General features: G+C 48.4%; 20 protein-coding genes, 1 tRNA gene and 2 rRNA genes. 14 read left to right on the plus strand and 9 right to left on the minus strand.

Features of this window, described 5'->3' with window-relative positions:
* Window positions 1–3 precede the first annotated feature (3 nt).
* From A3L04_RS01715 to A3L04_RS01730, 4 genes are all read right to left on the minus strand, one after another.
* Window positions 4–1,626, minus strand: coding sequence for an extracellular solute-binding protein (locus A3L04_RS01715; protein WP_068576145.1), 1,623 nt, complete (start codon window positions 1,624–1,626; stop codon window positions 4–6).
* 131 nt (window positions 1,627–1,757) lie between these two features.
* A complete protein-coding gene (locus tag A3L04_RS01720) occupies window positions 1,758–2,999 on the minus strand; it encodes an aminotransferase-like domain-containing protein (protein ID WP_068576147.1) in 1,242 nt (413 codons plus the stop codon).
* 300 nt (window positions 3,000–3,299) lie between these two features.
* Window positions 3,300–4,265 (minus strand): ribose 1,5-bisphosphate isomerase, encoded by a 966-nt coding sequence (locus tag A3L04_RS01725; RefSeq protein WP_068576149.1) that lies wholly within the window; start codon window positions 4,263–4,265, stop codon window positions 3,300–3,302.
* A complete protein-coding gene (locus A3L04_RS01730) occupies window positions 4,262–4,657 on the minus strand; it encodes a UPF0146 family protein (protein WP_068576151.1) in 396 nt (131 codons plus the stop codon). Before A3L04_RS01730 ends, A3L04_RS01725 begins: the two co-directional genes overlap by 4 nt.
* Before the next feature lie 118 nt (window positions 4,658–4,775).
* Here A3L04_RS01730 and trmBL1 point away from each other — a divergent pair, with 118 nt between their 5' ends.
* Window positions 4,776–5,801, plus strand: coding sequence for an HTH-type sugar sensing transcriptional regulator TrmBL1 (gene trmBL1, locus A3L04_RS01735; protein ID WP_068576154.1), 1,026 nt, complete (start codon window positions 4,776–4,778; stop codon window positions 5,799–5,801).
* A gap of 2 nt (window positions 5,802–5,803) precedes the next feature.
* Here trmBL1 and A3L04_RS01740 read toward each other — a convergent pair whose 3' ends face one another.
* Complete coding sequence (locus tag A3L04_RS01740) at window positions 5,804–6,016, minus strand: PRC-barrel domain-containing protein (RefSeq protein ID WP_068576156.1); 213 nt, start codon at window positions 6,014–6,016, stop codon at window positions 5,804–5,806.
* Between the two features lie 112 nt (window positions 6,017–6,128).
* On the opposite strand from A3L04_RS01740, the gene A3L04_RS01745 reads away from it, so the two are divergent.
* A complete protein-coding gene (locus A3L04_RS01745; RefSeq protein WP_088859097.1) occupies window positions 6,129–7,463 on the plus strand; it encodes a DEAD/DEAH box helicase in 1,335 nt (444 codons plus the stop codon).
* On the opposite strand, the gene speE is transcribed toward A3L04_RS01745, so the two are convergent.
* The gene (gene speE / locus A3L04_RS01750) at window positions 7,451–8,293 is read right to left on the minus strand and encodes a polyamine aminopropyltransferase (protein WP_068576160.1); all 843 of its coding nucleotides are present in this window, start codon (window positions 8,291–8,293) and stop codon (window positions 7,451–7,453) included. The genes A3L04_RS01745 and speE overlap by 13 nt on opposite strands.
* Before the next feature lie 73 nt (window positions 8,294–8,366).
* Here speE and A3L04_RS01755 point away from each other — a divergent pair, with 73 nt between their 5' ends.
* Window positions 8,367–9,551 (plus strand): ATPase, encoded by a 1,185-nt coding sequence (locus tag A3L04_RS01755; protein WP_068576162.1) that lies wholly within the window; start codon window positions 8,367–8,369, stop codon window positions 9,549–9,551.
* A complete protein-coding gene (locus A3L04_RS01760) occupies window positions 9,548–10,063 on the plus strand; it encodes a metal-dependent hydrolase (RefSeq protein WP_068576164.1) in 516 nt (171 codons plus the stop codon). The genes A3L04_RS01755 and A3L04_RS01760 overlap by 4 nt, the downstream gene beginning before the upstream one ends.
* On the opposite strand, the gene A3L04_RS01765 is transcribed toward A3L04_RS01760, so the two are convergent.
* Window positions 10,050–10,658: a MarC family protein gene (locus A3L04_RS01765; protein ID WP_068576166.1), complete on the minus strand. Its 609-nt coding sequence runs from the start codon at window positions 10,656–10,658 to the stop codon at window positions 10,050–10,052. The genes A3L04_RS01760 and A3L04_RS01765 overlap by 14 nt on opposite strands.
* A 66-nt stretch (window positions 10,659–10,724) precedes the next feature.
* On the opposite strand from A3L04_RS01765, the gene A3L04_RS01770 reads away from it, so the two are divergent.
* The 6 genes from A3L04_RS01770 (at window position 10,725) to A3L04_RS01795 (ending at window position 18,901) form a co-directional block, all read left to right on the plus strand.
* Window positions 10,725–11,618, plus strand: coding sequence for an LEA type 2 family protein (locus A3L04_RS01770; protein WP_068576168.1), 894 nt, complete (start codon window positions 10,725–10,727; stop codon window positions 11,616–11,618).
* A 350-nt stretch (window positions 11,619–11,968) separates the two neighbouring features.
* A 16S ribosomal RNA gene (locus A3L04_RS01775) occupies window positions 11,969–13,464 on the plus strand.
* 57 nt (window positions 13,465–13,521) lie between these two features.
* Window positions 13,522–13,599: transfer RNA gene (locus A3L04_RS01780), tRNA-Ala, on the plus strand.
* Window positions 13,600–13,722: 123 nt separating this feature from the next.
* Window positions 13,723–16,769 (plus strand): 23S ribosomal RNA (locus A3L04_RS01785).
* Together the 16S and 23S rRNA genes with 1 tRNA gene alongside form the textbook arrangement of a ribosomal RNA operon.
* Before the next feature lie 91 nt (window positions 16,770–16,860).
* Entirely contained in the window at window positions 16,861–18,333 is a 1,473-nt protein-coding gene (locus tag A3L04_RS01790; protein WP_068576170.1) for a DUF2139 domain-containing protein, read from the plus strand.
* A 4-nt stretch (window positions 18,334–18,337) separates the two neighbouring features.
* Window positions 18,338–18,901: a DUF366 family protein gene (locus A3L04_RS01795; RefSeq protein ID WP_068576173.1), complete on the plus strand. Its 564-nt coding sequence runs from the start codon at window positions 18,338–18,340 to the stop codon at window positions 18,899–18,901.
* A gap of 12 nt (window positions 18,902–18,913) precedes the next feature.
* On the opposite strand, the gene A3L04_RS01800 is transcribed toward A3L04_RS01795, so the two are convergent.
* On the minus strand, window positions 18,914–19,516 hold the full coding sequence (locus A3L04_RS01800; protein WP_068576175.1) for a diacylglycerol/polyprenol kinase family protein: 603 nt from the start codon (window positions 19,514–19,516) through the stop codon (window positions 18,914–18,916).
* 59 nt (window positions 19,517–19,575) lie between these two features.
* On the opposite strand from A3L04_RS01800, the gene lysS reads away from it, so the two are divergent.
* Together lysS and A3L04_RS01810 are read left to right on the plus strand one after the other, a co-directional pair.
* Window positions 19,576–21,147: a lysine--tRNA ligase gene (gene lysS / locus A3L04_RS01805; protein ID WP_068576177.1), complete on the plus strand. Its 1,572-nt coding sequence runs from the start codon at window positions 19,576–19,578 to the stop codon at window positions 21,145–21,147.
* 32 nt (window positions 21,148–21,179) lie between these two features.
* Window positions 21,180–22,082: a P-loop NTPase family protein gene (locus A3L04_RS01810; protein WP_068576179.1), complete on the plus strand. Its 903-nt coding sequence runs from the start codon at window positions 21,180–21,182 to the stop codon at window positions 22,080–22,082.
* On the opposite strand, the gene A3L04_RS01815 is transcribed toward A3L04_RS01810, so the two are convergent.
* Window positions 22,053–22,736: a class I SAM-dependent methyltransferase gene (locus A3L04_RS01815; protein WP_068579433.1), complete on the minus strand. Its 684-nt coding sequence runs from the start codon at window positions 22,734–22,736 to the stop codon at window positions 22,053–22,055. The two genes, A3L04_RS01810 and A3L04_RS01815, sit on opposite strands and share 30 nt — an antisense overlap.
* Before the next feature lie 81 nt (window positions 22,737–22,817).
* Here A3L04_RS01815 and A3L04_RS01820 point away from each other — a divergent pair, with 81 nt between their 5' ends.
* Both A3L04_RS01820 and A3L04_RS01825 read left to right on the plus strand, forming a co-directional pair.
* Window positions 22,818–23,771 (plus strand): beta-ribofuranosylaminobenzene 5'-phosphate synthase family protein, encoded by a 954-nt coding sequence (locus A3L04_RS01820; RefSeq protein ID WP_068576181.1) that lies wholly within the window; start codon window positions 22,818–22,820, stop codon window positions 23,769–23,771.
* On the plus strand, window positions 23,756–24,907 hold the full coding sequence (locus tag A3L04_RS01825; RefSeq protein ID WP_068576183.1) for a DUF1464 family protein: 1,152 nt from the start codon (window positions 23,756–23,758) through the stop codon (window positions 24,905–24,907). The genes A3L04_RS01820 and A3L04_RS01825 overlap by 16 nt, the downstream gene beginning before the upstream one ends.
* Window positions 24,908–24,933 lie beyond the last annotated feature (26 nt).

Consider the following 24,933-nt stretch of genomic DNA (forward strand, 5'->3'; position numbering starts at 1 on the left):
CAATCACCCCTGGGGGAACTTCCAGTCCTTTGGAATCTCTCCTACTATCTCAACATTATCCGCTAGTTCTTTGTCGGCTTTAATCTTCTCCTCTATGAACTTAACTGCCTCCTCTGGAGTCATCTCTCCCCTAAGCACCTTGTCAACGGCCTCCTTGAATATATCAGCTAAGGCTGGATACTTCGGGTGTGCTGGGGCTAGGTGAGTGTACTCAAGCATGTAACTTACGTCAGCTAAGAACTGAGCATTGATTGGATTAACTGTCTTTTCAACTATGTCCTTTATATTGTCCTTGACTTCTGGAGCTAGGTCTAAGTCGAGGTTCTTGAGCTTGTTAAGCCAGTTCTCATCCTTAATTAACTTGGCTGCCTCTTTTCTAACTGGTAAGTGGGCTGAGATAACGCTGTGAATGGCGTTGATTTCGGGATCGCTAGCTTTTATTATCATTAAAAACGCTAGGGCATGATACACATCTTTGAGTTCCTCATACTTAGGATTCAGTTGACCTGCCTTTGAGTTAATCATCCATATAAATGGCTGGCTAAGAGTCACTGGTTTGTCTCCCTTCTCCCCTGCTGGGAATAATGTGTATGCAAACCACTTCTTAACTTCCTCTGGCGTGAGTGGTCTACCATGGTAATACTGCTTGGTCTGCCACTCTGTCCAGTACCAAGTACCTCCAATATCGAAGAGGGTCTTCCCTTCTACTATCGTTGGGTGTATCTGCTTGGCCCAGTCCCAGCTCATAATGTCCTTTGGCAACAATCCGTCCTGGGCAAACTTCCACTCGACATATAGCCACTTGTATACCGCTGGAACATCAAGTACTAGCTTCCCTGTCTTTGGATCGTAGAGTTTACCATTGAATGCGAAGATGAACTGAATGAGGTCTGGATGAGCTGAACCTTTCCTGTGAATTAGACCCCACTCAGCACATCCCTTCTCTTTGGCCTTCTTAGCCCAATAATAAACGTCGCTCCAGGTAAACTCCCCGGCTTTGACTTTCTCTGGAAGCGTTGTTACGTCAAGGCCTGCGCACTCTGCAACATCTTTCCTGACGTATAGAGGCCTTGCTTCGGTGTCTTGGGGTAAACCGTACAATTTACCCTTATACTTTGCAGCTTCCAGCAGATTTGGATAAAAATCGTTTATCACGTTCTGATAGGCTTTTGCGTAGTTAGTTATGTCAAGTATGTAACCCTCTTCGGCCAATGTTGGAAGGAATGCATAACTATTTACAAAGAAATCACCTGCTTGGCCAAGGGGTTGCTTGCTTAGGAATTCCTGATATTGGTCCTTGAAGCTCTGATCGTACTTTGTGGTAACAGTTATTTTGACATTGATCCCATTCTGCTTCCATATTCTGTTTATCTTGTATGCGGTATCTACTATCCCATAAACCCTCATTACACTGTTAGGATCTCCAGAACCCCAAGCTGAGAATTTGACTTCAGTTATCCCGTTTTTCTCTAGGATTTTTCCTATCTCTATGACGTCCTTGTTGAAGTCTCCTGTTAGTGTTACTTTTGTAGTTTCAGTTTTAGTCTCTTGAGTGCCTCCTATACATCCACTAGCAACGACGGCGAAGACCAGAATAGCCATCAATAGAGTGGCCTTCCATTTCATTGTATATCACCTCTTGACGCTTTCAAATTAAAGGAGTACAAAACAAAGGAAATATTCTGGAACAAAATTCACCAATATTCCTAAAAAGAGTTTCGGTTACATAAAATATTTTAAGAGAACAATAACGGCTTTTATAGCTCCTCTTTAATTGTCTCAGCTAACCTCTTTACTCCCTCCCTTATCTTGTCTTCGTCAACATATGTAAAGTTCAGTCTCATTGTGTTCTTTACATCTCTGTACGCGTAAAATGCTTCTCCTGGGACGTATGCAACTCCTCTCTTTACTGCCTTCTCAAGCATGAGCTTTGTATCTACTCTATCGGGTAACGTGACCCAGACAAACATCCCCCCATCTGGCTTTGTCCACTTAACTCCTTCTGGCATGTACTCTTCCAAGGCTTCAAGCATTGCATCTCTCCTAGGCTTGTAGAACTCAATTATCTTTGGAATGTGCTCTTCTAGGTAGCCTCCTTCGAGGTATTTCCATGCAACTACCTGGCCAAAGGCATTCGTACAGAGGTCGACGCTCTGCTTGGCTATCTCTAGCTTTCTTATGAAATGGGGCTCTCCAGCAATCCATCCAAGCCTAAATCCTGGGGCAAGTATCTTCGAGAACGTTCCCAAGTAAAGGACTCTGCCTTCCGTGTCTAGGGCTTTTATCTTCGGAACGGGTTTTCCGGAGTACCTGAGCTCTCCGTAAGGATCATCCTCCACTATTATGAAATCGTACTCGCTTGCAAGCTCAAGCAAATGTTTTCTTCTCTCTTCGGTCATTGTAACTCCTGCAGGGTTTTGGAATGTTGGAACGGTATAAACGAGCTTAACTTTCTTCCCTTCTGCCTTAAGTTCTCTTAACTTCTCCTCCAGCAGGTCAGTCCTCATACCCTCGTCGTCAAGGGGTATCTGGATATAGTTGGGCTCATAGAAGCTGAACGCCTGAAGTGCTGCAAGGTATGTTGGGGCTTCAACAACCACGATATCCCCAGGATTTATGAAGACCCTACCTATTAGATCGAGGGCCTGTTGGGAACCACTCGTTACCATTATATCTACCTTTGATGTTGGAATGCTGTACCTCTTTCTCAGCCATTCAGCGATGGCCAACCTTAAAGGTGTGAACCCTTTTGTTGTTCCATATTGTAAAGCTTTATCAGCATGCTCCCTAATAACTTCATCTAGGATCTTATCAATGATATCAACTGGGAATGTCTTAGGATTTGGTAATCCTCCAGCAAGGCTTATAACATCACTGGTCTCAACAAGCTTGAGTAGCTCTCTTATTTCTGAAGCTTTCATCTTCAAAGCTTTCTCGGAAAAGTAAGCCTCAAAGTTAAGTGGGCCTTTCTCAAATTTCTTCTTAAGAGCTTCTTCCATACCCTCACACCTCCGAATGAACAAATATGATCATCTGAACATCTTTATGCATTAGATGTTTTTGGCTTATTAAATATAAAGCTTTCGGCATTGGACGAAATTGTCCTTTACGTTCGTAAAGTTAATGTATCTACTTTTGCCCTAGGTTATCAAGTTAATGTGCAATGAACTTAAATGTCTTTCGGAAATCATGATGGGACAATAGTGTGCAAAAAAGCGGGGGTATAACCCGCCCAAGTTCATCGACTCCGCCTTCGGCGGTACTCCCCGGGCTATATAAGACTTAAAGCTCTGCATATATTAATCTTCCCAGGGCTCCCTGTACTTAAAGGCCCATCCAAACTCCTCTCTCAAGATATCTATCGCTGCATATGGTGGGATAACTCCCCTTTCCGTTATTATAACGTCAATGTACTCCGGTGGAGTCACATCAAAGGCGGGATTCCATACCTCTATATTTTTCGGCCAAGTTTTTAGTTCCTCCTCTGGAATGACTTCAGTGGGATCCCTCATTTCTATCTCGACTAATTGGCCGAGCATTGTTTCCGGATGGAACTTGTAAGTCTCGGCTGCAATCATCACCCACACTCTGTGCTCCTTTGCAGTTAGAGCAATTAGCGCAGTTCCAATCTTGTTTATTACCGCCCCATTGGCCGTTATCGAGTCCGCCCCCATCACGACCTTATCTGTCATCTTCATGTAGTGCCTTGCTGCAGCATCGACCACATATATCACTGGAATCCCGTAGCTGGCAAGTTCCTTGGCCGTTATCTTTCCTTGCCATCTTGGCCTTGTTTCCGTAACTATGACCTTAATCTCTTTTCCCTGCTCCCAAGCTGTTTTCATGACACTTATTGCAGCTTTACTGTGGCAGTGTGTCATTATTACGTCTCCATCTTCAATTCTCTTTGCTCCGATCTCTCCAATTCTCTCAATAGCCTTTTCGGAGTTGTGGATAAACTCCTTAGCCGAATTTATCACTGTGAATCTGAGAGTTTCAAGATCTGCCCCTGAGGAATAAGCGAGCTTAGCCCTATGCATAACGTACCTCAATGCATTTGGCAGAGAAACGGCGGTTGGTCTTGTATGGTACAAAATTTTCGCTGCCTCTTTTAATTCCTCCCAAAGCTCCTTTTCATCTCTCGCTTTGCTTTTCTCTGCCTGTATCATTAAGGCTTGAGCTGCTGCCCGTGCAATCCTTCCAGCTCCTCTTATCTCCATGCTTTTTATTTTCTCCGCGATATCCAAAACTTCCTTGACTATCATGGTTCCCACTTGTATATTGGTATGCCCTTGTAGTTAATTAACTTCATCTCCCTGGGAGGGGAATCGCCTGTAAGTGGGATTATATAAAGGGGAATTCCAAGCCTTTTGGCGAGCTTTAATAGCGCTGGCATCATTTCTGGAGTTGGTCGGATTGAATAAATGCAACATGCTCCTTTGTACAACTCTAAGGAAGGGTTGAAGATATCATCAACGTAGCCATTTAATCCTAGTTCTCTTGCCTTTCTTATTGCGTCCTTGTTAGCGTCAATAACAATAATATTAATGTTTAATTCCCCCAATCGCTCCGCAACCTTGGTATAGAACCCAATCCCTACCTCAATGACTTTTCCTCCCCTGCATTTCTTAGCTATAAATTCCGCAACACTATCCATAATTATCACGCACGTGTTTATTGTTATGGTTTATCACTTTAGTAGTTCACACCTCTAAAACCTTTTATAGATATATAACTCCATATACCACCAAGGATGAAACCTGGGAGGTAGCGAGATGATAGAGGATGAGATAATTCAGAAGCTCCAAAAGTTTGGTCTAACTAAATATGAGAGTTTGGCATATATAACCCTCCTCAAATTAGGACCAAGTAAAGCTACTGATGTAACGAGGGAAAGTGGAATTCCTCACACACGGATTTATGATGTATTAAGCTCGCTATCGAAGAAAGGGTTTGTCGATGTAATGCATGGCACTCCTAGGCTTTATGCTCCGGTAAATCCAGAGATTGTCTTAGAAAGGCTCAAGAAGGAGCTTATAGAGGACATTGAAAACTTGAAGAAGGCTTTTGAGGATCTCTATAAAGAAACTCATGGTGAAGAATTGCCAGAAATATGGACTATCCACGGCTTTGAGAACACAATTGAAAGGGCAGAATATATAATAAGAAGTGCTAAACATGAGATCCTAATTAATACTCCATTTGAGTTTCTTAGACAATTAAGGGATGCTATAGAGAAAAGAGATGACGCACTAATGATCATAGTGAGTAACTTTTCTGAAATTCCTAGATGGCTGAAGGAAAAGGATAATGCTATCTTGGCAAAAAGTGGGGAAGCTCCGTGGCTTATGGGAACTTGGGTCATTGGAGACATTGACTATGCTCTGTTCTTTGGAACGTTACCAGAAAATAAAGGGAAGGAAAGGTTTTACTCCTTCTGGGCCAAGTCTGCTAAGCTAATTCAAAACTATGTCCATTGGTTCTACACTATGTATTTTGATAATAGCACAAAGATTAAAGAGCTTAATTATGAAAAACTAAGCAAACCAATTGTTCTAACCCATATAAGGACTGTGATAACTGTGCTAAAGAATATTGGTGTTAATAGGAAAATTGAAGTCATTGGAAGGCTTCTCAAAGATAAACAGCAAGTAAAGATATCTGGAAAGGTTCTGGAATATGAGTACACACCATTAACTGCAAATATCACGATTGAAACAGATAATGGAGAAAAGTTGAAAGTTGGAGGTCTCGGTAGCTATCTTGAAGATATCGAGGGTGAAGTTTTCCTACTCTATTAATCCTACTTTTTATTTGTAGCCTCTACAAGTATTATATCTCCGACTGCAGTAACCCTTTCGTAGGGAACCCCTACTCTCTCCCCTGGAAGTGCCAGTATAAGCACCTTTCCGTACCTTTCTCCAATGTCAATTATTACTTCATCTACTTCGCCAACATATTTACCCTTCGTGTTGTAGATTTTCTTCTTGTAGAGCTTTGATAACTTCATGACCATTTTCGTCACCTCTTGAGAGTTTTTGGGCATTGTGCTTTAAAAATGTTGGCTATGCTCAATGCAAATTTTTATAAAAGCCCATTTTCAAACATCCCCTTCGTAGTGGTGGGATATGGTAGTGTTTAGGATTCCGAAAGGTAGTGCGAAAGTTAAAGTTGAGAGAGCGGATCCTAAAGTTTACTTTCAGATTTACAACCTATTATCCTTCGGGAAGGATTTTGGGAAGTGGGACAGGGCTGAGAGCTTATATGACCCCTATACAAACACTTTTCCTGTAGGTCTTCTCCCAAGAGTGAAGAAATTCCTCAACTCAAAGGGATATAGAGTAAGAATTAAGGATGAGAGGGTCGTGGAAGGAGATCCCCTGAATTCGATATGGAACGAGAAGTACAAGCTCAGACGGTATCAGAAGAAGGCTGTTAAACTTGCCATAAGAGAAAAAATGGGTGTTTTAGCACTGCCCGTTGGTAGCGGGAAGACAATTGTGGGCCTTAGGATAATCCATGAGATAGATAAATCCGCCTTAATAATAGTTCACACGAAAGAGCTACTCTACCAGTGGGCCGAAAAAGTTGAGGAAGTTTTAGGTGTAAAGGCTGGAATAGTCGGTGATAATAAGTGGCAGGAAGGTCCAGTTACAGTGGCAATGATTCAAACACTATTATCGAGAGGTGTTGATAAGTTAGAAAATAAGTATGCAGTTGTTCTATTCGATGAATGTCATAGAACTTCTGCAGCTGAAAAGTTTTATCAGGTAGGCATGAGCCTACCTCAAGTATACAGATTTGGATTATCGGCTACTCCGTGGAGGAGGCTGAGAGGAGAGGAAATGAAAATTGAAGGAGTAGTCGGCCCAATAATCTACGAGGTAAAGGCTGAGGATCTCATAAAGGAAGGCTTTCTTGCAAAGCCAAAGTTTGAGGTCATAGAGTATGAATCAAACATGCCTGCTTTGGCTGACAAGTATAAGGAGTTATATGAAGAGGCAATTATGGAGAATGAGGAGAGAAATAGGGCTATAGTTGAAAAAGCCGTTGAGCTAGCAAGGCAGGGACACAGGGTTCTGATAGATGTCAAGAGGATAGATCATGGTGAAATCCTCGTAAAGATGTTGCGGGAGAGGGGGATAAATGCTGAATTCTTAAGTTCACAAAGTCCTAACAGATGGGAGATACTTGAAAAGTTCAAGACTGGTGAGATACCAGTTCTAGTTTCCACACTCCTTAAGGAGGGCGTTGATATTCCAGAAATCTCAGCAATAATACTTGCAGGTGGTGGAAAGAGCGACGTAATGACCATACAAACAATAGGTAGGGCATTGAGACCAAAGGCAGGGGGAGAGGCAGTAATAGTGGATGTAAAAGACACAGATCCCCTGCTTTTTACGCACTTCCTGGAAAGGCAAAAGGCATTAAAACAATACTATGGGAAATATTATAATCTCTGAAGTTCTTCCCTAATATATTTGGGCATTTGGAATAAGCTTTTATGGTTCTCTGGATCGTAATACTCTAACTTTAGACGCTTTGCCCTATCAATGTCCACCTCTTCAAAATCTACATCCCCTTTAACTCCAACTAAGAATGCCCAAGGTGAAGCATATCCTATGACTGGGAAGCTATAATAATATACATTGTCGAAGACTCGTTTCATTCTTTTATAGGCTCCAGTCAGCTCATCCGTGAATAGATAGACACTTCCCGCCTGGGTGACATATATCCCAGGACTGTTTAATGCCTCATATGCCATCCTGTAAAATTCTTCACTAAAGAGCATCTCTGCTGGTCCAACGGGATCCGTTGAGTCCACAATTATAACGTCAAATCCCTTGTTTTGTTTAAGAAATTCAACTCCATCCCCAATTATCAACTTTGCTCTTTCGCACTCTCCTTTCATTAGCTTCTTAAGTAATCCCTCATCTATCCCAATATACTCTGCTGACACTTCAATTACTTTCTTGTCTATCTCGACCATTATGGCCTCTTCAACTTCTTCGTGCCTCAGGACCTCCCTTAGCGTTCCTCCATCACCTCCTCCTATTACAAGGATCCTCCTGGGATTAGGATGGGCAAGCATTACAGGATGAACGAGAGGTTCATGATAGCTTTTCTCTCCCTCTGTAACAAGCTGAACGGTTCCATCTAAAGCTAATAGCTTTCCAAATCCCTCAGTCTCGTACACTTCAATTTTCTGATACTGGGATTGTTCTTCCAGTATCTTCCTTTTTACTCTAAACGCGACACCATACCCCCTGGGGTACCATTCGATGAACTCCATGATTGCCACCTGCCTCTCAGTTGGTATATAAAGTTTTATAAGAATGCCGCAATATCCAATTGGAGGGACGGCAATGGAAGGTGCACTTCGCGTTTACGCTTCTCCTTCCTACGAAGTATATGGTCTTTCGAGAAATCCATTCATAGAGTTGGCGAGCGAGGGAATAGAGGATATAGAATCCATTCACGTTTACCAAGAGATTGACATGAAAATTTCCTCTTTACTATCTGATGTCATCGGGAACAAAAGCTCAATAACGTTTTCAATTGTTGGCCCACTAGGAATGGGGAAGACCCAGAGGCTGAAAAGCGTGGCTAGGGTCATAGAAGAAAAAGGGGGCAAGGTGATATACGTTAAAGTTGATACAACAGATATTCTGAAGATAACTAGGGATATTTTTAGTGCACTGAAGCCACCGAAAAACAGAACAAACATATTCCTGGAGAACTTATCTAGGAAACTTGGCTTTATAAATAGGCTTGAGAAAATGCTATCTTCCATAAACGAGTATAAGAGCAGGGATATAGCTGAAATGCTAACACAAGAGCTTTCTAAATACCCCTACTCCGCTCTGCTATTGGACGAACTTGAGAATATGCAAGGTGCAAATGAAAAAGAAAAAATCCTGTTTTTTGAAATGCTGAGGCACTTTATCAGTAACATGCCCCCAGGGAGTGTTTTTGCCTTTGCTTGCATACCTGAAGCCTATGAGGAATACTCAAACTTATTCCCTGCATTCTTCATGAGACTCCACTATGAGTTCAAACTGCGCCCAATGAGCTATGAGGAGGTAGTAGAGCTAGTTAAGAAGAGACTTGCAAAAGTCAGAATAAGGGACACTGCCGATCCAATATATCCTTTTACTGAAGACGCAATAAGATTAATTCATGAGCTAGGCAAAGGAAATCCAAGACAAATCCTTAGATTGCTTAACTATGTGCTTAGTGAGGCAGTTAAGCACAAGTTTGATCCGATAAATGAGTATGTTGTAACGACAATATTAGAAGAACCAAAGTCACTAGAAGAATACCTAACGAGGATACCAACTGAATTTAAGCCCCTCGTTGAAGTCATAGTAAACAAATTCAAAGGTGGGCCTGTAAGCTACATAGAGGTTGCAAAGGAACTTAAAATACCTGGAACTGAGGCTTACGAAAAGCTTGAGCACCTAGTAAGCTTGGGCTTTTTAGTAGGGGATCCAAGAGGCAACTACAAGGTTCCAGACTATGTGAGGAAATTCATGGAGGAGGAGAAATGAATTATGAGGAGCATGTCCTGGCAGGGTTAATAACTTATCCTCTCTTTGTTGCCCTTCTTTATTACCTGAAGGATACATTCCACATTAGTCTCACGTTCCTTTCCCTTGCTTTGGGATATGCATTTTACGTCTTGGGAAGCGACCTCCCAGATATTGATCATCCGGACTCATTGATCCATAGGGGAGTCAAGCCCATATTCTCCGTAATTTTTGGTAGTATTGTTGCCTATAGAATCCATAACTTTCTCCCTGGAGAGTACTCCTTGATCTACGCTTGGGGAATTGGTGCCATAGCTGCCGTCGTTGGTTGGTATCTATTCACTCTAATAATGCCAAGGCACAGGGGAATAGTTCACTCAATATTCTTTGCCCTCCTATATGCCCTTATATCGTTCCTTGGTGTAAGGTATGGTCTGTCTCTTTCAACAGGTGAAAGTTATGTAATTGGTTTAGCGGCATTTTTTGGTTATCTTCTTCATCTTATCCTTGACCGGAGCATTAAGATCCTCTGAGAATCCCAACCAAAATTCCTCCAGCCCCAGCAATCATCATCTGTGCTCCTATTGCCATTATGAACAAGCCTATTATTCTAATTGTAACGCTTAGTACCGTTTTGTTCACATTCTTCATAGCGTAAAGGGCTATCATCATAAGAATTGCCGTTACTGCTATTGCGATTGTTATCGCAATTACTGAGATATGAATGCCATATTCAGCAGTTAAAGTTATTGCTGCCGTTATCGCTGCGGGTCCCGCTATTAGAGGTGTGGCCACTGGAACTGCCGCTAGGGCAAGGATATTTTTTTCCTTCTTTATCGTTACCATCCCTCCACTTTCAAGGGCCTCCAGTCCTATCTTAAAAAGCACGAAACCTCCCGCAACCCTCAGGGCATCTAATTCTATATGGAAGATGTCCTGAAGAATTATCTTCCCCGCAACTGCGAAAAGCAGAAGGAGAATCCATCCAATTAAGTTTGCCCTTATTATCAAACTTTTTACATCTTCTATATGGAAGTCCTCCCTTAGTAGGCTAACCAGAAGTATTTTGTCACTGGGATCTATCATTATGAGCATCAGCAAGGCAGAGCTTAGCATTTCCTCGAGCATAGTTTTGATGACTCGGCTAACCTATAAATACCTTAGTACCCTGAGTAGGATTTGGTGGTGGACAACATGGGAAAAGTTGGGACTGCAATAGCTGTTATATTCCTCGTTTGGATAATTTACACTGGGTATTTTGCACTGAACTTTCATCCAAAAGTTTCAGCTCAGTGGGGTGCCATAGAGGGGGATGAGGTAGAGGTCGACTTTAAAGTTGACCTTGGTAATCCCTCGCCTCTCCCACTTACCCTTGAGAACATGACCCTAAAGCTAGCTAACGTCTCTGTGGCTAGAGTTGAAGACGTGAAGATAGGCTTCCTGTCTCAGAGAGTTACAATACGATCAACAATAAACCTCGACAGGTTAATTGATGCAATAATCGCCCACATAAAGAATAAGGAGGTTAGTAAAGTTGAGATCTCGGGAACGGCTAAGATACTCAATGTTATCCCCTACAACTTTGCCCACTCTACGGAATTTAGGACGGATATCCTTTCCTATCTCCAGAACATTAAGGAGGAGCCAAAAACCTACACAATTGGTGGAGTGCTCCCTATAAAGACACCAGGAATAGAAGGAATAGACGCTAGATGGGGCAGTGTTTCTGAGGAAGGAATAGAAGTTATTGGGAAAATAAAGCTTTACAATCCAAATAACTTTCCCCTTCCAATAACCAACTTACGTGCAGATATATTCATGAACAATATTAGAATAGGAAAGGGAGAAATAGTAGAAGGTGGGATAATACCAGCTAAGGGCTATGGGACTGTCGTAGCTAAGGTTATTATCTTGCCAACACCATTTAAGGAGGCTATAAAGGAACACGTTCTAAATGGTGAAGTTAGTTCCGTTAGGGTTGACCTGTATTTCTCAATAAAAATCGGTGGAGAAGAAGTGGTAATACCTGTCAAGGACATTGAGACTGAAGTGAGGACGAACATTTTGAACTCCTTAAATCTTAACTAAATTTTGTTAATTTCTCTATCAATTCTCTTTTATATTTGGCATTTTTCATGTCTATATCTAAACCTGTGCAAAAATTTTTCATTATAGGGGTTCGGGGCTATTGGGTGGAGCCCCCGAATAAGGGGGCGAAAACCCAGGGGTCAAGACGGCGGCGTCGGGGGGATTGGGGGCAAAGCCCCCGGCATGAACCCCGCCCTCCTCCCCTGGGTATAGCAAGATGCGCTCCCGAGGAAAACCCCCGAAATGGGGGGACCCCTCGGGGGCAAGGCAGGCCCGACACCCCGGTCAAACCCCCGGACGGGGAATTGGTACTCCCCCGCGTGGGGAGTTCCACCGGCCGTACTCCCTTAATTCCGGTTGATCCTGCCGGAGGCCACTGCTATGGGGGTCCGACTAAGCCATGCGAGTCAAGGGGGCGTCCCTTCTGGGACGCCACCGGCGGACGGCTCAGTAACACGTCGGTAACCTACCCTCGGGAGGGGGATAACCCCGGGAAACTGGGGCTAATCCCCCATAGGCCTGGGGTACTGGAAGGTCCCCAGGCCGAAAGGGGACCGTAAGGTCCCGCCCGAGGATGGGCCGGCGGCCGATTAGGTAGTTGGTGGGGTAACGGCCCACCAAGCCGAAGATCGGTACGGGCCGTGAGAGCGGGAGCCCGGAGATGGACACTGAGACACGGGTCCAGGCCCTACGGGGCGCAGCAGGCGCGAAACCTCCGCAATGCGGGAAACCGCGACGGGGGGACCCCCAGTGCCGTGCCTCTGGCACGGCTTTTCCGGAGTGTAAAAAGCTCCGGGAATAAGGGCTGGGCAAGGCCGGTGGCAGCCGCCGCGGTAATACCGGCGGCCCGAGTGGTGGCCACTATTATTGGGCCTAAAGCGGCCGTAGCCGGGCCCGTAAGTCCCTGGCGAAATCCCACGGCTCAACCGTGGGGCTCGCTGGGGATACTGCGGGCCTTGGGACCGGGAGAGGCCGGGGGTACCCCCGGGGTAGGGGTGAAATCCTATAATCCCGGGGGGACCGCCAGTGGCGAAGGCGCCCGGCTGGAACGGGTCCGACGGTGAGGGCCGAAGGCCAGGGGAGCGAACCGGATTAGATACCCGGGTAGTCCTGGCTGTAAAGGATGCGGGCTAGGTGTCGGGCGAGCTTCGAGCTCGCCCGGTGCCGTAGGGAAGCCGTTAAGCCCGCCGCCTGGGGAGTACGGCCGCAAGGCTGAAACTTAAAGGAATTGGCGGGGGAGCACTACAAGGGGTGGAGCGTGCGGTTTAATTGGATTCAACGCCGGGAACCTCACCGGGGGCGACGGCAGGATGAAGGCCAGGCTGAAGGTCTTGCCGGACGCGCCGAGAGGAGGTGCATGGCCGCCGTCAGCTCGTACCGTGAGGCGTCCACTTAAGTGTGGTAACGAGCGAGACCCGCGCCCCCAGTTGCCAGTCCCTCCCGCTGGGAGGGAGGCACTCTGGGGGGACTGCCGGCGATAAGCCGGAGGAAGGGGCGGGCGACGGTAGGTCAGTATGCCCCGAAACCCCCGGGCTACACGCGCGCTACAATGGGCGGGACAATGGGACCCGACCCCGAAAGGGGAAGGGAATCCCCTAAACCCGCCCTCAGTTCGGATCGCGGGCTGCAACTCGCCCGCGTGAAGCTGGAATCCCTAGTACCCGCGCGTCATCATCGCGCGGCGAATACGTCCCTGCTCCTTGCACACACCGCCCGTCACTCCACCCGAGCGGGGCCCGGGTGAGGCCCGATCTCCTTCGGGAGGTCGGGTCGAGCCTGGGCTCCGTGAGGGGGGAGAAGTCGTAACAAGGTAGCCGTAGGGGAACCTACGGCTCGATCACCTCCTATCGCCGGGAACCCCGTCCGGGGGACTAAAGGGGTGTCGGGCCTGCCTTTTTCTGGTGGGCCGGTAGCTCAGCCTGGTATGAGCGCCGCCCTTGCAAGGCGGAGGCCCCGGGTTCAAATCCCGGCCGGTCCACCACGAAGAGATGCACGTCCCGAGCAAACGCTCGGGGCGGAAGGGCCCAAGGCCCCCTAATAGGGGGCGACGATGAGGGCCGCGCATAGGCGGGTGGCCCAAGAAGTGCCTGGCCCCTCCGGTAGGGGGGCTAGGACTCTAAGCCGCCCGGTGGATGGCTCGGCTCGGGGCGCCGACGAAGGGCGTGGCAAGCTGCGATAAGCCCCGGCGAGGCGCAGGCAGCCGTCGAACCGGGGATTCCCGAATGGGACCTCCCGCGGCTTATGCCGCACTCCGGGCTTATGCCCGGAGGGGGAACGCGGGGAATTGAAACATCTTAGTACCCGCAGGAAAAGAAAGCAAAAGCGATGCCGTGAGTAGGGGCGACCGAAAACGGCAGAGGGCAAACTGAACCCCGGGCCGACGAGGTTCGGGGGATGTGGGGTTGCAGGGCCCCCGTATGAGACCCTCGCGGGTGAAGCCGAAGTCCGCTGGAACGCGGCGCCGGAGAGGGTGATAGCCCCGTAGGCGTAAGCCCGCAGGGTCTCGGGGGTTCCTGAGTACCGTCGGTTGGATATCCGGCGGGAAGCTGGGAGGCATCGGCTCCCAACCCTAAATACGTCCCGAGACCGATAGCGAACTAGTACCGTGAGGGAAAGCTGAAAAGCACCCCGGGAGGGGGGTGAAAAGAGCCTGAAACCGGGCGGCGATAGGAGGGTGCGGCCCGAAAGGAATGAGCCTCCCCGAAGGAAACCGCGGCGACGCGGGAGTACGAGGGGAGGGGACCGGGGTTGCACCGTCCGTCTTGAAACACGGGGCAGGGAGTTCGCGGCCGTGGCGAGGTTAAGGGGGTTAAGCCCCGTAGCCGCAGGGAAACCGACAGGCCCGCAGCCCTCTTCTGGGGGCGAGGGGCGGGGTGCGAAAGCGCCCGGAGTCACGGCCGCGAGACCCGAAACCGGTCGATCTAGCCCGGGGCAGGGTGAAGTCCCTCAACCGAGGGATGGAGGCCCGCTAGGGGTGCTGATGTGCAGTTCGCTCCCGTGACCCCGGGCTAGGGGTGAAAGGCCAATCGAGGCCGGAGATAGCTGGTTCCCGCCGAATCATCCCGCAGGATGGCCTCCCCGGAGGTAGGCGGTGGGGTAGAGCACTGATTGGAGGTGCAGGGGGCGAAAGCCCCCGGCCTCCTGTCAAACTCCGAACCCACCGCCGCCGTAGATGGGGGGAGTAGGGTGGCGGTGTAAGCCGTCCACCGAGAGGGGAACAACCCAGACCGGGGTTAAGGCCCCAAAGTGCCGGCTAAGTGTTACTCCAAAGGGTGTCCCGGGCCTTAGACAGCGGGGAGGTAGGCTTAGAAGCAGCCATCCTTTAAAGAGTGCGTAACAGCTCACCCGTCGAGGTCCGGGGCCCCGAAAATGGACGGGGCTCAAGCCGGCCGCCGAGACCCCGGCGCACGGACCGATTGGTCCGTGATCGGGTAGGCGGGCGTGCCGGTGGCGTAGAAGCCGGGCCGTAAGGTCCGGTGGAGCCGCCGGTATCGCGGATCCTGCCGGGAGTAGCAGCGTAGTCGGGTGAGAATCCCGACCGCCGGAGGGGCCAGGGTTCCACGGCAATGGTCGTCAGCCGTGGGTTAGTCGGTCCTAACCCGACCCGTAACTCGGCGTCGGGGAAAGGGAAACGGGTTTATATTCCCGTACCGCGGGGGTAGGTGCGGCAACGCAAGCCCGGAGGGTGACGCCTCGGGGTAGGCGGACCGGCCGATGAGGCCGGCTAAGCGTATAAGCCCGGGGAGTGCCGTAATGGCGAGAACCGGGTGAAAGCGCGAATGGCCCCCCGTTAGGGGGGTTCCGCCGATCCCTGGGGCCCGTGAAAAGCCCTCCGGGAATTCCGATCCCCCGCGACCGTACCGAGAACCGACACAGGTGCCCCTGGGTGAGAAGCCTAAGGCGTGTCGGGGGAAACCCGGCCGAGGGAACTCGGCAAACTGGCCCCGTAACTTCGGGAGAAGGGGTGCCTGCGGGTGCGTAACCCGCAGGTCGCAGTGACTAGGGGGGCCCGACTGTTTAATAAAAACACAGGTCCCAGCTAGCCCGAAAGGGTTTGTACTGGGGCCGACGCCTGCCCAGTGCCGGTATGTGAAGCCCGGGTACAACCGGGTGAAGCACCGGTAAACGGCGGGGGTAACTATAACCCTCTTAAGGTAGCGAAATTCCTTGTCGGTTAAATGCCGACCTGCATGAATGGCGTAACGAGGTCCCCGCTGTCCCCGGCCGGGGCCCGGCGAAACCTCTGCCTGGCGCGCATGCCAGGGACCCCCGGTGGGAAGCGAAGACCCCATGGAGCTTTACTGCAGCCTGCCGTTGCCACACGGCGGGGGGTGCGCAGCGTAGGCGGGAGGCGTCGAAGCCCGGTCTCCGGGCCGGGTGGAGCCGTCCATGAGACACCGCCCACCTCCCGCCGTGTGGCTAACCCCCGGAAGGGGGGACAGCGGTAGGTGGGCAGTTTGGCTGGGGCGGCACGCCTCCGAAAAGGTATCGGAGGCGCCCTAAGGTCGGCTCAGGCGGGTCAGGAATCCGCCGTAGAGTGCAAGGGCAAAAGCCGGCCTGACTGGACCCGTAACAGAGGCGGGTCCAGCCCCGAAAGGGTGGCCTAGCGAACCCCTGTGCCTCCCCGGTGGGGGCCAGGGATGACAGAAAAGCTACCCTGGGGATAACAGAGTCGTCTCGGGCGAGAGCCCATATCGACCCCGAGGCTTGCTACCTCGCTGTCGGCTCTTCCCATCCTGGCCCTGCAGCAGGGGCCAAGGGTGGGGGTGTTCACCCATTAAAGGGGAACGTGAGCTGGGTTTAGACCGTCGTGAGACAGGTCGGATGCTATCTACCGGGGGTGTTGGCCGCCTGAGGGGAAGGTGCCCCTAGTACGAGAGGAACAGGGTGCCGCGGCCTCTGGTCTACCGGTTGTCCTCCCGGGCATCGCCGGGCAGCTACGCCGCAGCCGATAAGGCCTGAAAGCATCTAAGGCCGAAGCGGCCCCCGAAAATAGGCGGCCGTTCCCTGGCGCTTGGGCCTGGGTGACCGGCCCGTTGCCAGGGACGAGGGCTCGGGCAGAAGACCCGGTTGATGGGGCGGGGATGTAAGCGGGAAGGGTCAACCGACCCGCTTAGTCTGCCGCCCCCAATCGCCCGAGGTCCTACCCCCCGAAGGAGGGGCCAGGCACTTGACAGGCCACCCGCCTATGCGCGGCCCTCAAGTTCTTAAGTACCTATTCTGATACACTTTTGGTGATAAGATGATTCTTGAGAAACTTGAAAGATACCCTCCAAGATATGGTCCAGAATGGGGAAGCGGAGGAATTTTTGGCTTAAGATATCACAACGAGACCCTGTATTTTACACTAGCCTTTGAGGGAGAAGCTCACTTCGTAACTCAGGATTCCCACAAGGTTTACGAGTTCGAACTTGTCGGTCCAAGGCCTACTTCTGGAGGAGATACATATAACGCTGTGGAGATCGTTGATGAATTTATATACTTCGGTGGCTGGGTTCATGCTCCCGCAAAGTTCAGAGGAAAAGCCCAGGGAAATGCAATTATAGACTTCTCCCACAAGCACTCCCATGTCCACGAGTACGACACTTCCAACGGAAAGATAAGGCTGGTATGGAAGGAAAGCCTTCACCATCCAGAAAGGTGGGTCGGCGAGATCAGTGAAATCCTTTACAACCCCTATACTGACGAGCTTTTATTATGCAGAGAAGATGGCCACGAAAACCTTGGTGTTTATTCTTTAAATAGGCGTACTGGAAAAATAAGAAGGCTAAATGATAGACCAAGCCCAAAGGCAACCCAGGTTCACGATGTTGCTTTCTTTGGCATAGGCAAAAACTACACGAAGGGCTTGGAGGAGATCCATGCCCTTGACATGGTTACCGAGAAGTGGGAGAGATTTTCCCTAGGGAGCAGTGTGGATGGTGAAAAATACTTGGAACCACATCTTGGTGCTATGGCCTCGATAAACAACAGGGCCTTTGCATTCGTTAGGGGTGGTATTTTTGTTGGCAATCCCTTCAACGAGGAAGAGTTCAGATTCATGAGGCTGTTTGACTTCTATACCTTCTACGCTCCCTTCAGGGTCAATGCGCTTCCTTTTGGCGGTGGAGTGTTAATAGGCTTCAACGCTCACCACGATGCATATTACAAACCTAGGAGCGAGGAGGAGTTGAGGTACTACACGTTCACGAACACTATAGTCGGGCCAAGCGTTTTGGTTTATATAACTCCTCCAATGGTCAAGATTGTGGGGGTCTTCGGGGCGAGAATTACATCGCTTGAGAAGGTTGGAGATAAGATAATCGTCGCTACAAGCAACACGCCAAACACTGGGGCATTAGATGCTACGCCCTTTGACACGGGTCATAGGGATTTCGTAGTCCTTGATCACGGTGTTATAAAGGAATCTCCTCCAGTTAGGTTCACCGTTCCATTAAGGTTCCCCTCTGAGGCAATGAAGCTTGATGCTGGAACTTTTGGCGGAATTCCTCTAGATGGCTACAGGAGTCCGAGGCTCATCATAAATGCTAGTAGGGATAACAAGCTTAGAATATATGAGTACGATCTTGTCTTGCCGTTAAACGATGCTACCTATGACGAGTTTGATATTAATAAGGGTAGGAACGTTATAGACTTGAGCTCCTTCTCTGGAATAGTTTCCTTCAAGCTTGATAGGGAGGACTTCAAGGGCCTGGCTAAGGTAGAGCTGAGGTGATCGCATGGAGCTCCTCGTAATTAAGGACAAAAGAATTGACTACGATGGCTCGGCAATAAGGAGCCACTGGGCCTACAGGAACTTCGGCATTCTAGGAGATTCTTTGGTGGTATTTAGAGGAAGGTGTGACGTTAAGGTCGAGGAAATGGTCGATATAGAGGATTTGAGGCAGAGGAAGGAGATAAAGAGCGATGATATGATCCACTACATAATCGAGGTCTTCTGGCATCCCGACGTTTTGCTTGCCTCGGTGTTGCAGAAGCTGTTCATAGCTAGGCTCTGCGAGTTGTTCTCAGAGAGAGGAGTTAAGGTGGAGAGAAGGGGAGATGATATATACGTTGGCGATAAGAAGCTGAGCATCTCGATTGCCACTGTGTCTCCGGTGAGCATCAAGATTCACATTGGGATAAACGTGACATCTAGGGGAGTTCCCCAGGATGTTAAGGCTATTGGCCTTCAAGAGCTGGGCATAGATCCTGAGGAGTTCATGGAGGAGAGTGGGAGGATTTTAGTCGAGGAGTTCCTTAAGGTGAGGAAGGATTCCATGAAGGTCCGGTGGGTTCTCTAGTTTTTGTTCTTTTTACAGGATTAGACTTAAAACTCCCCCCGCTAGTGGCACCGCTAGGTTGTCATCTAGCCATGGCTGATACTCCGCTAGTGTAAGTACTAGGGCCCAAGCTATTTTGGCTATTGACGTTACCTCAAGGAACGCTACTGCTATTATCAGCGAAGCCAAGAAGAAGCCTAAGCTGCCTGTCCAGTGCTTTCTCAGCTTGACGTTAAAGCCCTTTTTCCTAAAGTAGAAGAACCTTATCACCCCAGTTACGCCATCGCTTATGGCCATAACTAATAAGAGTGCCGTAGCGTATTTTTGGTCGAGGAGCAGAGCTATTGCACCAGCCGAAAATGCGAAGAAAACTTCTCCATAGTTCCCCGGGATTTGAAACCATTCGAATTCCTTCCTTAGCACGTGGAAAGAGAGCTGTCCAACTGCGAATGTGAAAGCAAACGTCGAGAAAATCTTGGCCTCTATAAGCCCGAGGTACATCATGAGGATTGCAGGAACTATTGAGAAGTGGATTATTTTCCTGTTCACCCAAGCGTACTCCTCTCCGAGATTTTTCGTTATGGTTATTGCAATGAGTATCGATGCTAGGGCTATTCCAACGTGAACCCAGGACATGATCTTAACTCCCCGCAAATCCTTAAAAGCTAACCTCCCATTCACGGAGGGTGGTGTAAATGGTTCACTGGGCCGATCACATGGCCGAGAAGATAATCAGGGAGAGAGGAGAGAAGGAGCTTTACGTCGTTGAGAGTGGAATAACGCCGAGCGGTTACGTTCACATAGGGAACTTCAGGGAGCTCTTTACTGCTTACATAGTTGGTCACGCCCTGAGGGATAGGGGCTACAAGGTCAGACACATCCACATGTGGGATGATTACGATAGATTCAGGAAAGTTCCAAAGAACGTCCCCCAGGAATGGAAGGAGTACTTGGGAATGCCCGTTAGGGAAGTTCCAGATCCCTGGGGCTGTCATGACAGCTATGCGGAGCACTTCATGGATTTGTTTGAGAGCGAGGTGGAAAAGCTGGGGATGGAAGTTGACTTCCTTTATGCGAGTGAGCTCTACAAGAAAGGTGAGTATTCAGAGGAAATTAGGAAAGCCTTTGAGAACAGGGGGAAAATTATGGCTATCCTTAACAAGTACAGGGAGATAGCTAAGCAACCTCCTCTGCCCGAGAACTGGTGGCCGGCAATGGTTTACTGTCCGGAGCACAGGAAAGAGTCCGAAATAATTGAATGGGATGGGGAGTGGAAGGTCAAGTTCAGGTGCCCAGAGGGTCACGAGGGCTGGACTGATATAAGGGATGGGAACGTTAAGCTGAGGTGGAGGGTAGACTGGCCAATGCGCTGGGCCCACTTTGGGGTTGACTTTGAACCAGCTGGAAAGGATCATTTGGCTGCTGGCTCAAGCTATGATACTGGTAAGGACATAATAAAGAAAGTGTATGGAAAGGAGGCTCCTCTAACTCTAATGTACGAGTTCGTTGGTATCAAGGGGCAAAAGGGCAAGATGAGCGGAAGTAAGGGCAACGTCATTCTCTTGAGTGACCTATATGAGGTTCTCGAGCCGGGTCTCGTCAGGTTCATCTACGCAAGGCACAGGCCAAATAAGGAGATCAAGATTGACCTTGGTCTTGGCTTACTCAACTTATATGATGAATTTGATAAGGTCGAGAGAATATACTTTGGAGTTGAGAAGGGAAAGGGTGATGTCGAAGAGCTTAAGAGGACTTATGAGCTTTCAATGCCAAAGAAGCCCGAGAGGTTAATAGCTCAGGCTCCCTTCAGATTCTTGGCCGTTCTTGTTCAGCTACCCCATATGACGGAGGAAAAGATAATATCAACTTTAATCTCCCAGGGGCACGTTCCTAAGGCTCTGGACTACCAGGACTTGGAGAGGATTAAGCTCAGGATAAAGCTGGCCAAGAATTGGGTGGAAAAGTACGCGCCCGATGATGTGAAGTTTGTAATACTTGACAAGCCTCCCGAAATTGAAATTCCAGAGGAGATAAGGGAGGCTATGCTTGAGGTTGCCCAGTGGTTGGAGGGTCGTGAAGCGTTTACTATCGATGAGCTAAACAACGTCCTATACGATGTTGCGAAGAAGAGGGGGATACCGAGCAAGAGTTGGTTCTCGACCCTCTACAAGGTGTTCATTGGAAGGGAGAGGGGTCCAAGGCTCGCCAGCTTCTTAGCATCACTTGACAGAAAGTTCGTGATTAGGAGGCTTAGGTTGGAGGCTTAACTTTTTATTTTCTCCTTGTCAATTTAACAACAATGATAGGAGTTGGAGGAATAAACGTTAAGTTTGAAGGGGAGCTTGATGATGGTTTTGAGGAAGGTTTCCTAACTTCTTTTGCTAGAAGGTACCTTCCTGATGTTTTTCCGAGGAATGGAGATCCTCATGTGGTAGTCAAGAGGGTTAAGGGCGAGGGATTTAGGGTCTTGAACTACCTCTACGACTATAATGGGGTAGATGAGTATCTCGTGGAGTCTCAGGTTCCAGAGGCATATGAGAATGAGGCTCCCGTTTTCTTCCTTCTTCAAGCTGTTGCAAGAGCTGGGGCTAAGACCGGGAGGATATTCATTACAGACTCGGTGGCAGTTTCGGACGGGAGGAAGGGGATCCTCTTTGTTGGCTACCCGCACACTGGAAAGAGCACGATCTCTACCCTTTCCCTCTCCTATGGACTTACGGTATTAAGCACGGAGAATACTGTTGTCGATGCAAAGAGCCTGAGAATAGTTGGCGGAACTACCGTCCTGATTTATGATCCCAGGATAGAGGATCTGTACAATGTGAGGTTATCCTATGATTCTCTCACGAGAAGTGGGTACAGGGTCAAAGAGATAGATTCGGAGGATAGACGTAAAATCCTTGGAAGGGTTAGAATTAACGTAATCATAATCCTTCACTCTGCCTTCAACTGTAAAGGGGCGAGCTTTTCACCCGTCAAAGGAAGAAAGGTCAAGAAGAGCCTGTGGTACTTTTCTACCGCTTTAATAAAGGGAGTGGACTACTACGAGCCTCAGCCGTTAAACATGCCTGTAAATGAGGCTATGATGAAGAACCTTGGAGAGTTCCTTGATAGAGCTTCGAGGGTTAAGATGTACGAGGCCTTTGGAAATCATCTTGATGTATTCAAGAAGTCACTTGAGCTGATAGACTATGAGGTATGAGTAGTCGTTTATTTTCTCCTGGGCTTCCTTCCTGAAGTACAGCTTGCCGAGTAGTTCCACCGCAGTTTTGCCCCAAATGTTAAACCTTACCCTGAAGGAGTTATTCTCGCTCTGGAACTCTAGTACAACGGTTTTTTCTTCTTGATCTGGAATTATCTTGCTTATCCAATACTCCTGTCCGACTACGAGACTTTCCTTTAGTCTTGGAAGGAGCTCCCTTAAGTCAGTGAACTGGATTATGAACTTTCCATCGGGCTTAAGGACTCTCCTTACCTCTTTAAAGACTTGATTGAGCTCTAAGGGTGTGAAGTGGACTAGGCTGTCTATAAATATGACGTAGTCAAAATCTCTATCATTGAAGGGCAAGTTTTTAGCGTCTCCGAGGATGAACTCAACTTTGGACTCCCGCTCTTGGGCGTACCTTTTGGCTCTCGCTATCATGTCCTCGCTTATGTCAATACCTACTACCTCAAATCCATGATCTTCGAGGAGAAACGAGAACCCTCCGACACCACAGGCTAAGTCTAGAACCTTTCCCTTCCTTTTCATGTATTTAATTAAAAGTGGTTCGAGGTCGTCTAACCTCTTTCTATATTCTTGGGATTTTAAATCAGTATAGGTGGGAAATGCTCGATAGTATTCTTCAAACCCCATGTGAGAAAGTTTGATTTTCAATTGTATTAATCTTTCGCTATACCTTTAAATTACCATGTGTAACATGGATGGGGATGTTTAATGGTGATAAAAGTTAGGGCCCCTGCTCATCTTCACACGGGAAATCCCGATTTAAGCGGCGATATGGGGAGGCTATTTGGGACACTTGGCTTTGCGATAGAGTACCCTTACCTGGAAATAGAGGTCAGGGAGGCAGGGAAGGATAAAACGAACGATGAAGATGCTTTAAAGTTCCTTGAGAGGTTGAGAGAGAAGTACGAGTTCCCTCCAGTTGAAATAGAGGTTAAGCATTACATTCCAAAGTGGGTCGGGGTAGGCTTTCACACAACCTTGGCCTTAAGCTTGGGAAAGGCCGTCAGCGAGCTCTTCGGTCTAAACTTATCATGGGAGGATATCGCGCTAACGGTGAGGAGAGGTTTGATAACTGCCCTCGGCCTCTACGCTGTAAAGGTTGGTGGGTTTATAGTTGAAGGGGGTTTTCCAGTTGATAAGAGAGAGAAGGTAGTTCCCCCCCTAATATTTAGGGGAGAAGTTCCCGAGAACTGGCTCTTTGTAGTTGCCATTCCTGAAACCCCTCGAAAAGTTCTGGCGGAGGTGAGAAAGAGGGAGGATGAGATACTTGAAAACCTGAAGAAGATGCCTCCGGAACTAGCTGATAGGCTTTCAAGAATAGTTCTGATGAAGATCCTCCCGGCGTTCGTTGATAAGGACATCAGAACTTTTGGAGAGGGTCTCTACCAGTTCAACCACCTCTTAGGTGAGTTCTGGAGTGACTATCAGGAGAACGTTTACTGTTGCGATCTCGTTAACGAGGGGATAAAGATAATGCTTGAAGACCTTTATTGTGCATGTCAAACCAGCTGGGGTCCAACCTTTTACGGGCTAACGGATAGTAGAAAGAAAGCTGAGGAATGCGTGGGTAAATTGAAGGCATTTTTGGAAGAGAATGGGGACGGCGGTGAAGTTTTCATAACTAAAGCGGATAATGGTGGTGCAAGATGGTTAAGGCTGTAGGTATAGATTCTGGAACCAAGAGCATGGACATATTCGGGTTCGATGATGAAACGAACGAGGTCATAATTGATGTTGCCGTGGACAGGAACGAGGTAACGAGGAACCCCAGGATAATAATTGACATCCTTAGGCAGGTTCAAGAGGAGCATGGAAAGATAGATGCCATCGTTGGTCCCTGCGGTTATGGAATCCCTCTAAAGCCTGCAAGGGAGGCAACAGATGAAGAGATAGCCTTGGCGACGTTCATAACGAGAGCTGACGTTGAGAGGAGGCTCAAGATAGTTGGCTTAAGGGAGCTAATGGTTCTCATGAGGGAGGCTCAAGATCTAAACATATACTTCACTCCTGGGGTCATTCATCTCCCTACGGTTCCGGAGTGGAGGAAGGCCAACAGAATTGACCTTGGAACCGCTGATAAGGTTTTCACAGTGGCGCTTTCAATAGTTAGGCACTCAGAGAAGGAAGGGGTTCCCTACAATAGGGTTAACCTGATAGCGGTTGAGATAGGCTTTGCTTACACATCGGCGATGGCCGTTAAGAACGGGCAAATAGTTGATGCAATGGCTGGAACCGCGGGCTTTCCGGGCTACTTGGGCATGGGCTTCATGGACTCTGAGCTTGCCTATGCATTAGCTAATGCTTTAGATGACTTCGGCAAGCTAATATTGTTTGAAGGAGGCTCGGCTTACATAGCTGGCATCGATCCCTTCACAATAACTCCAGAAGAGTTTGTTAAGCTTGCTAAAACCGATGAGAGGGTGGCTAAAGGCTACAACGCAATGGTAGAGGCCATAGTTAAGGATGTCTTCACTTTGCTCCCTTCAGTAAAACCGGAGGCAATATACCTGAGCGGTAGATTCTCGAGAATTCCGGAATTCTTCAAGGACGTTAAGGATGTACTGGAGGATGCATTCTCCAAGTACGGCTTTAGTGTTGAGGTGAGGAAGCTAGAGAGCAGGGCTAAGGCCAAAGAAGCCGCAGAGGGTAGTGCAATAATAGCAAACGGCATTGCTGGAGGGGTGTACAAAGAGCTAGTTGATGTCCTGAGGCTTAGGGAGAGCTCTGGAAGCATCTTCGACTGGGTTTATCTAAAGGAGAAGGATAAGCTTAAGATCTTTGAGAGGCTTGAGCTTTAACTTTATATTTTACATTTGCCAAGTAT

The organism is Thermococcus chitonophagus, from assembly GCF_002214605.1.
Lineage (GTDB): Archaea > Methanobacteriota_B > Thermococci > Thermococcales > Thermococcaceae > Pyrococcus > Pyrococcus chitonophagus.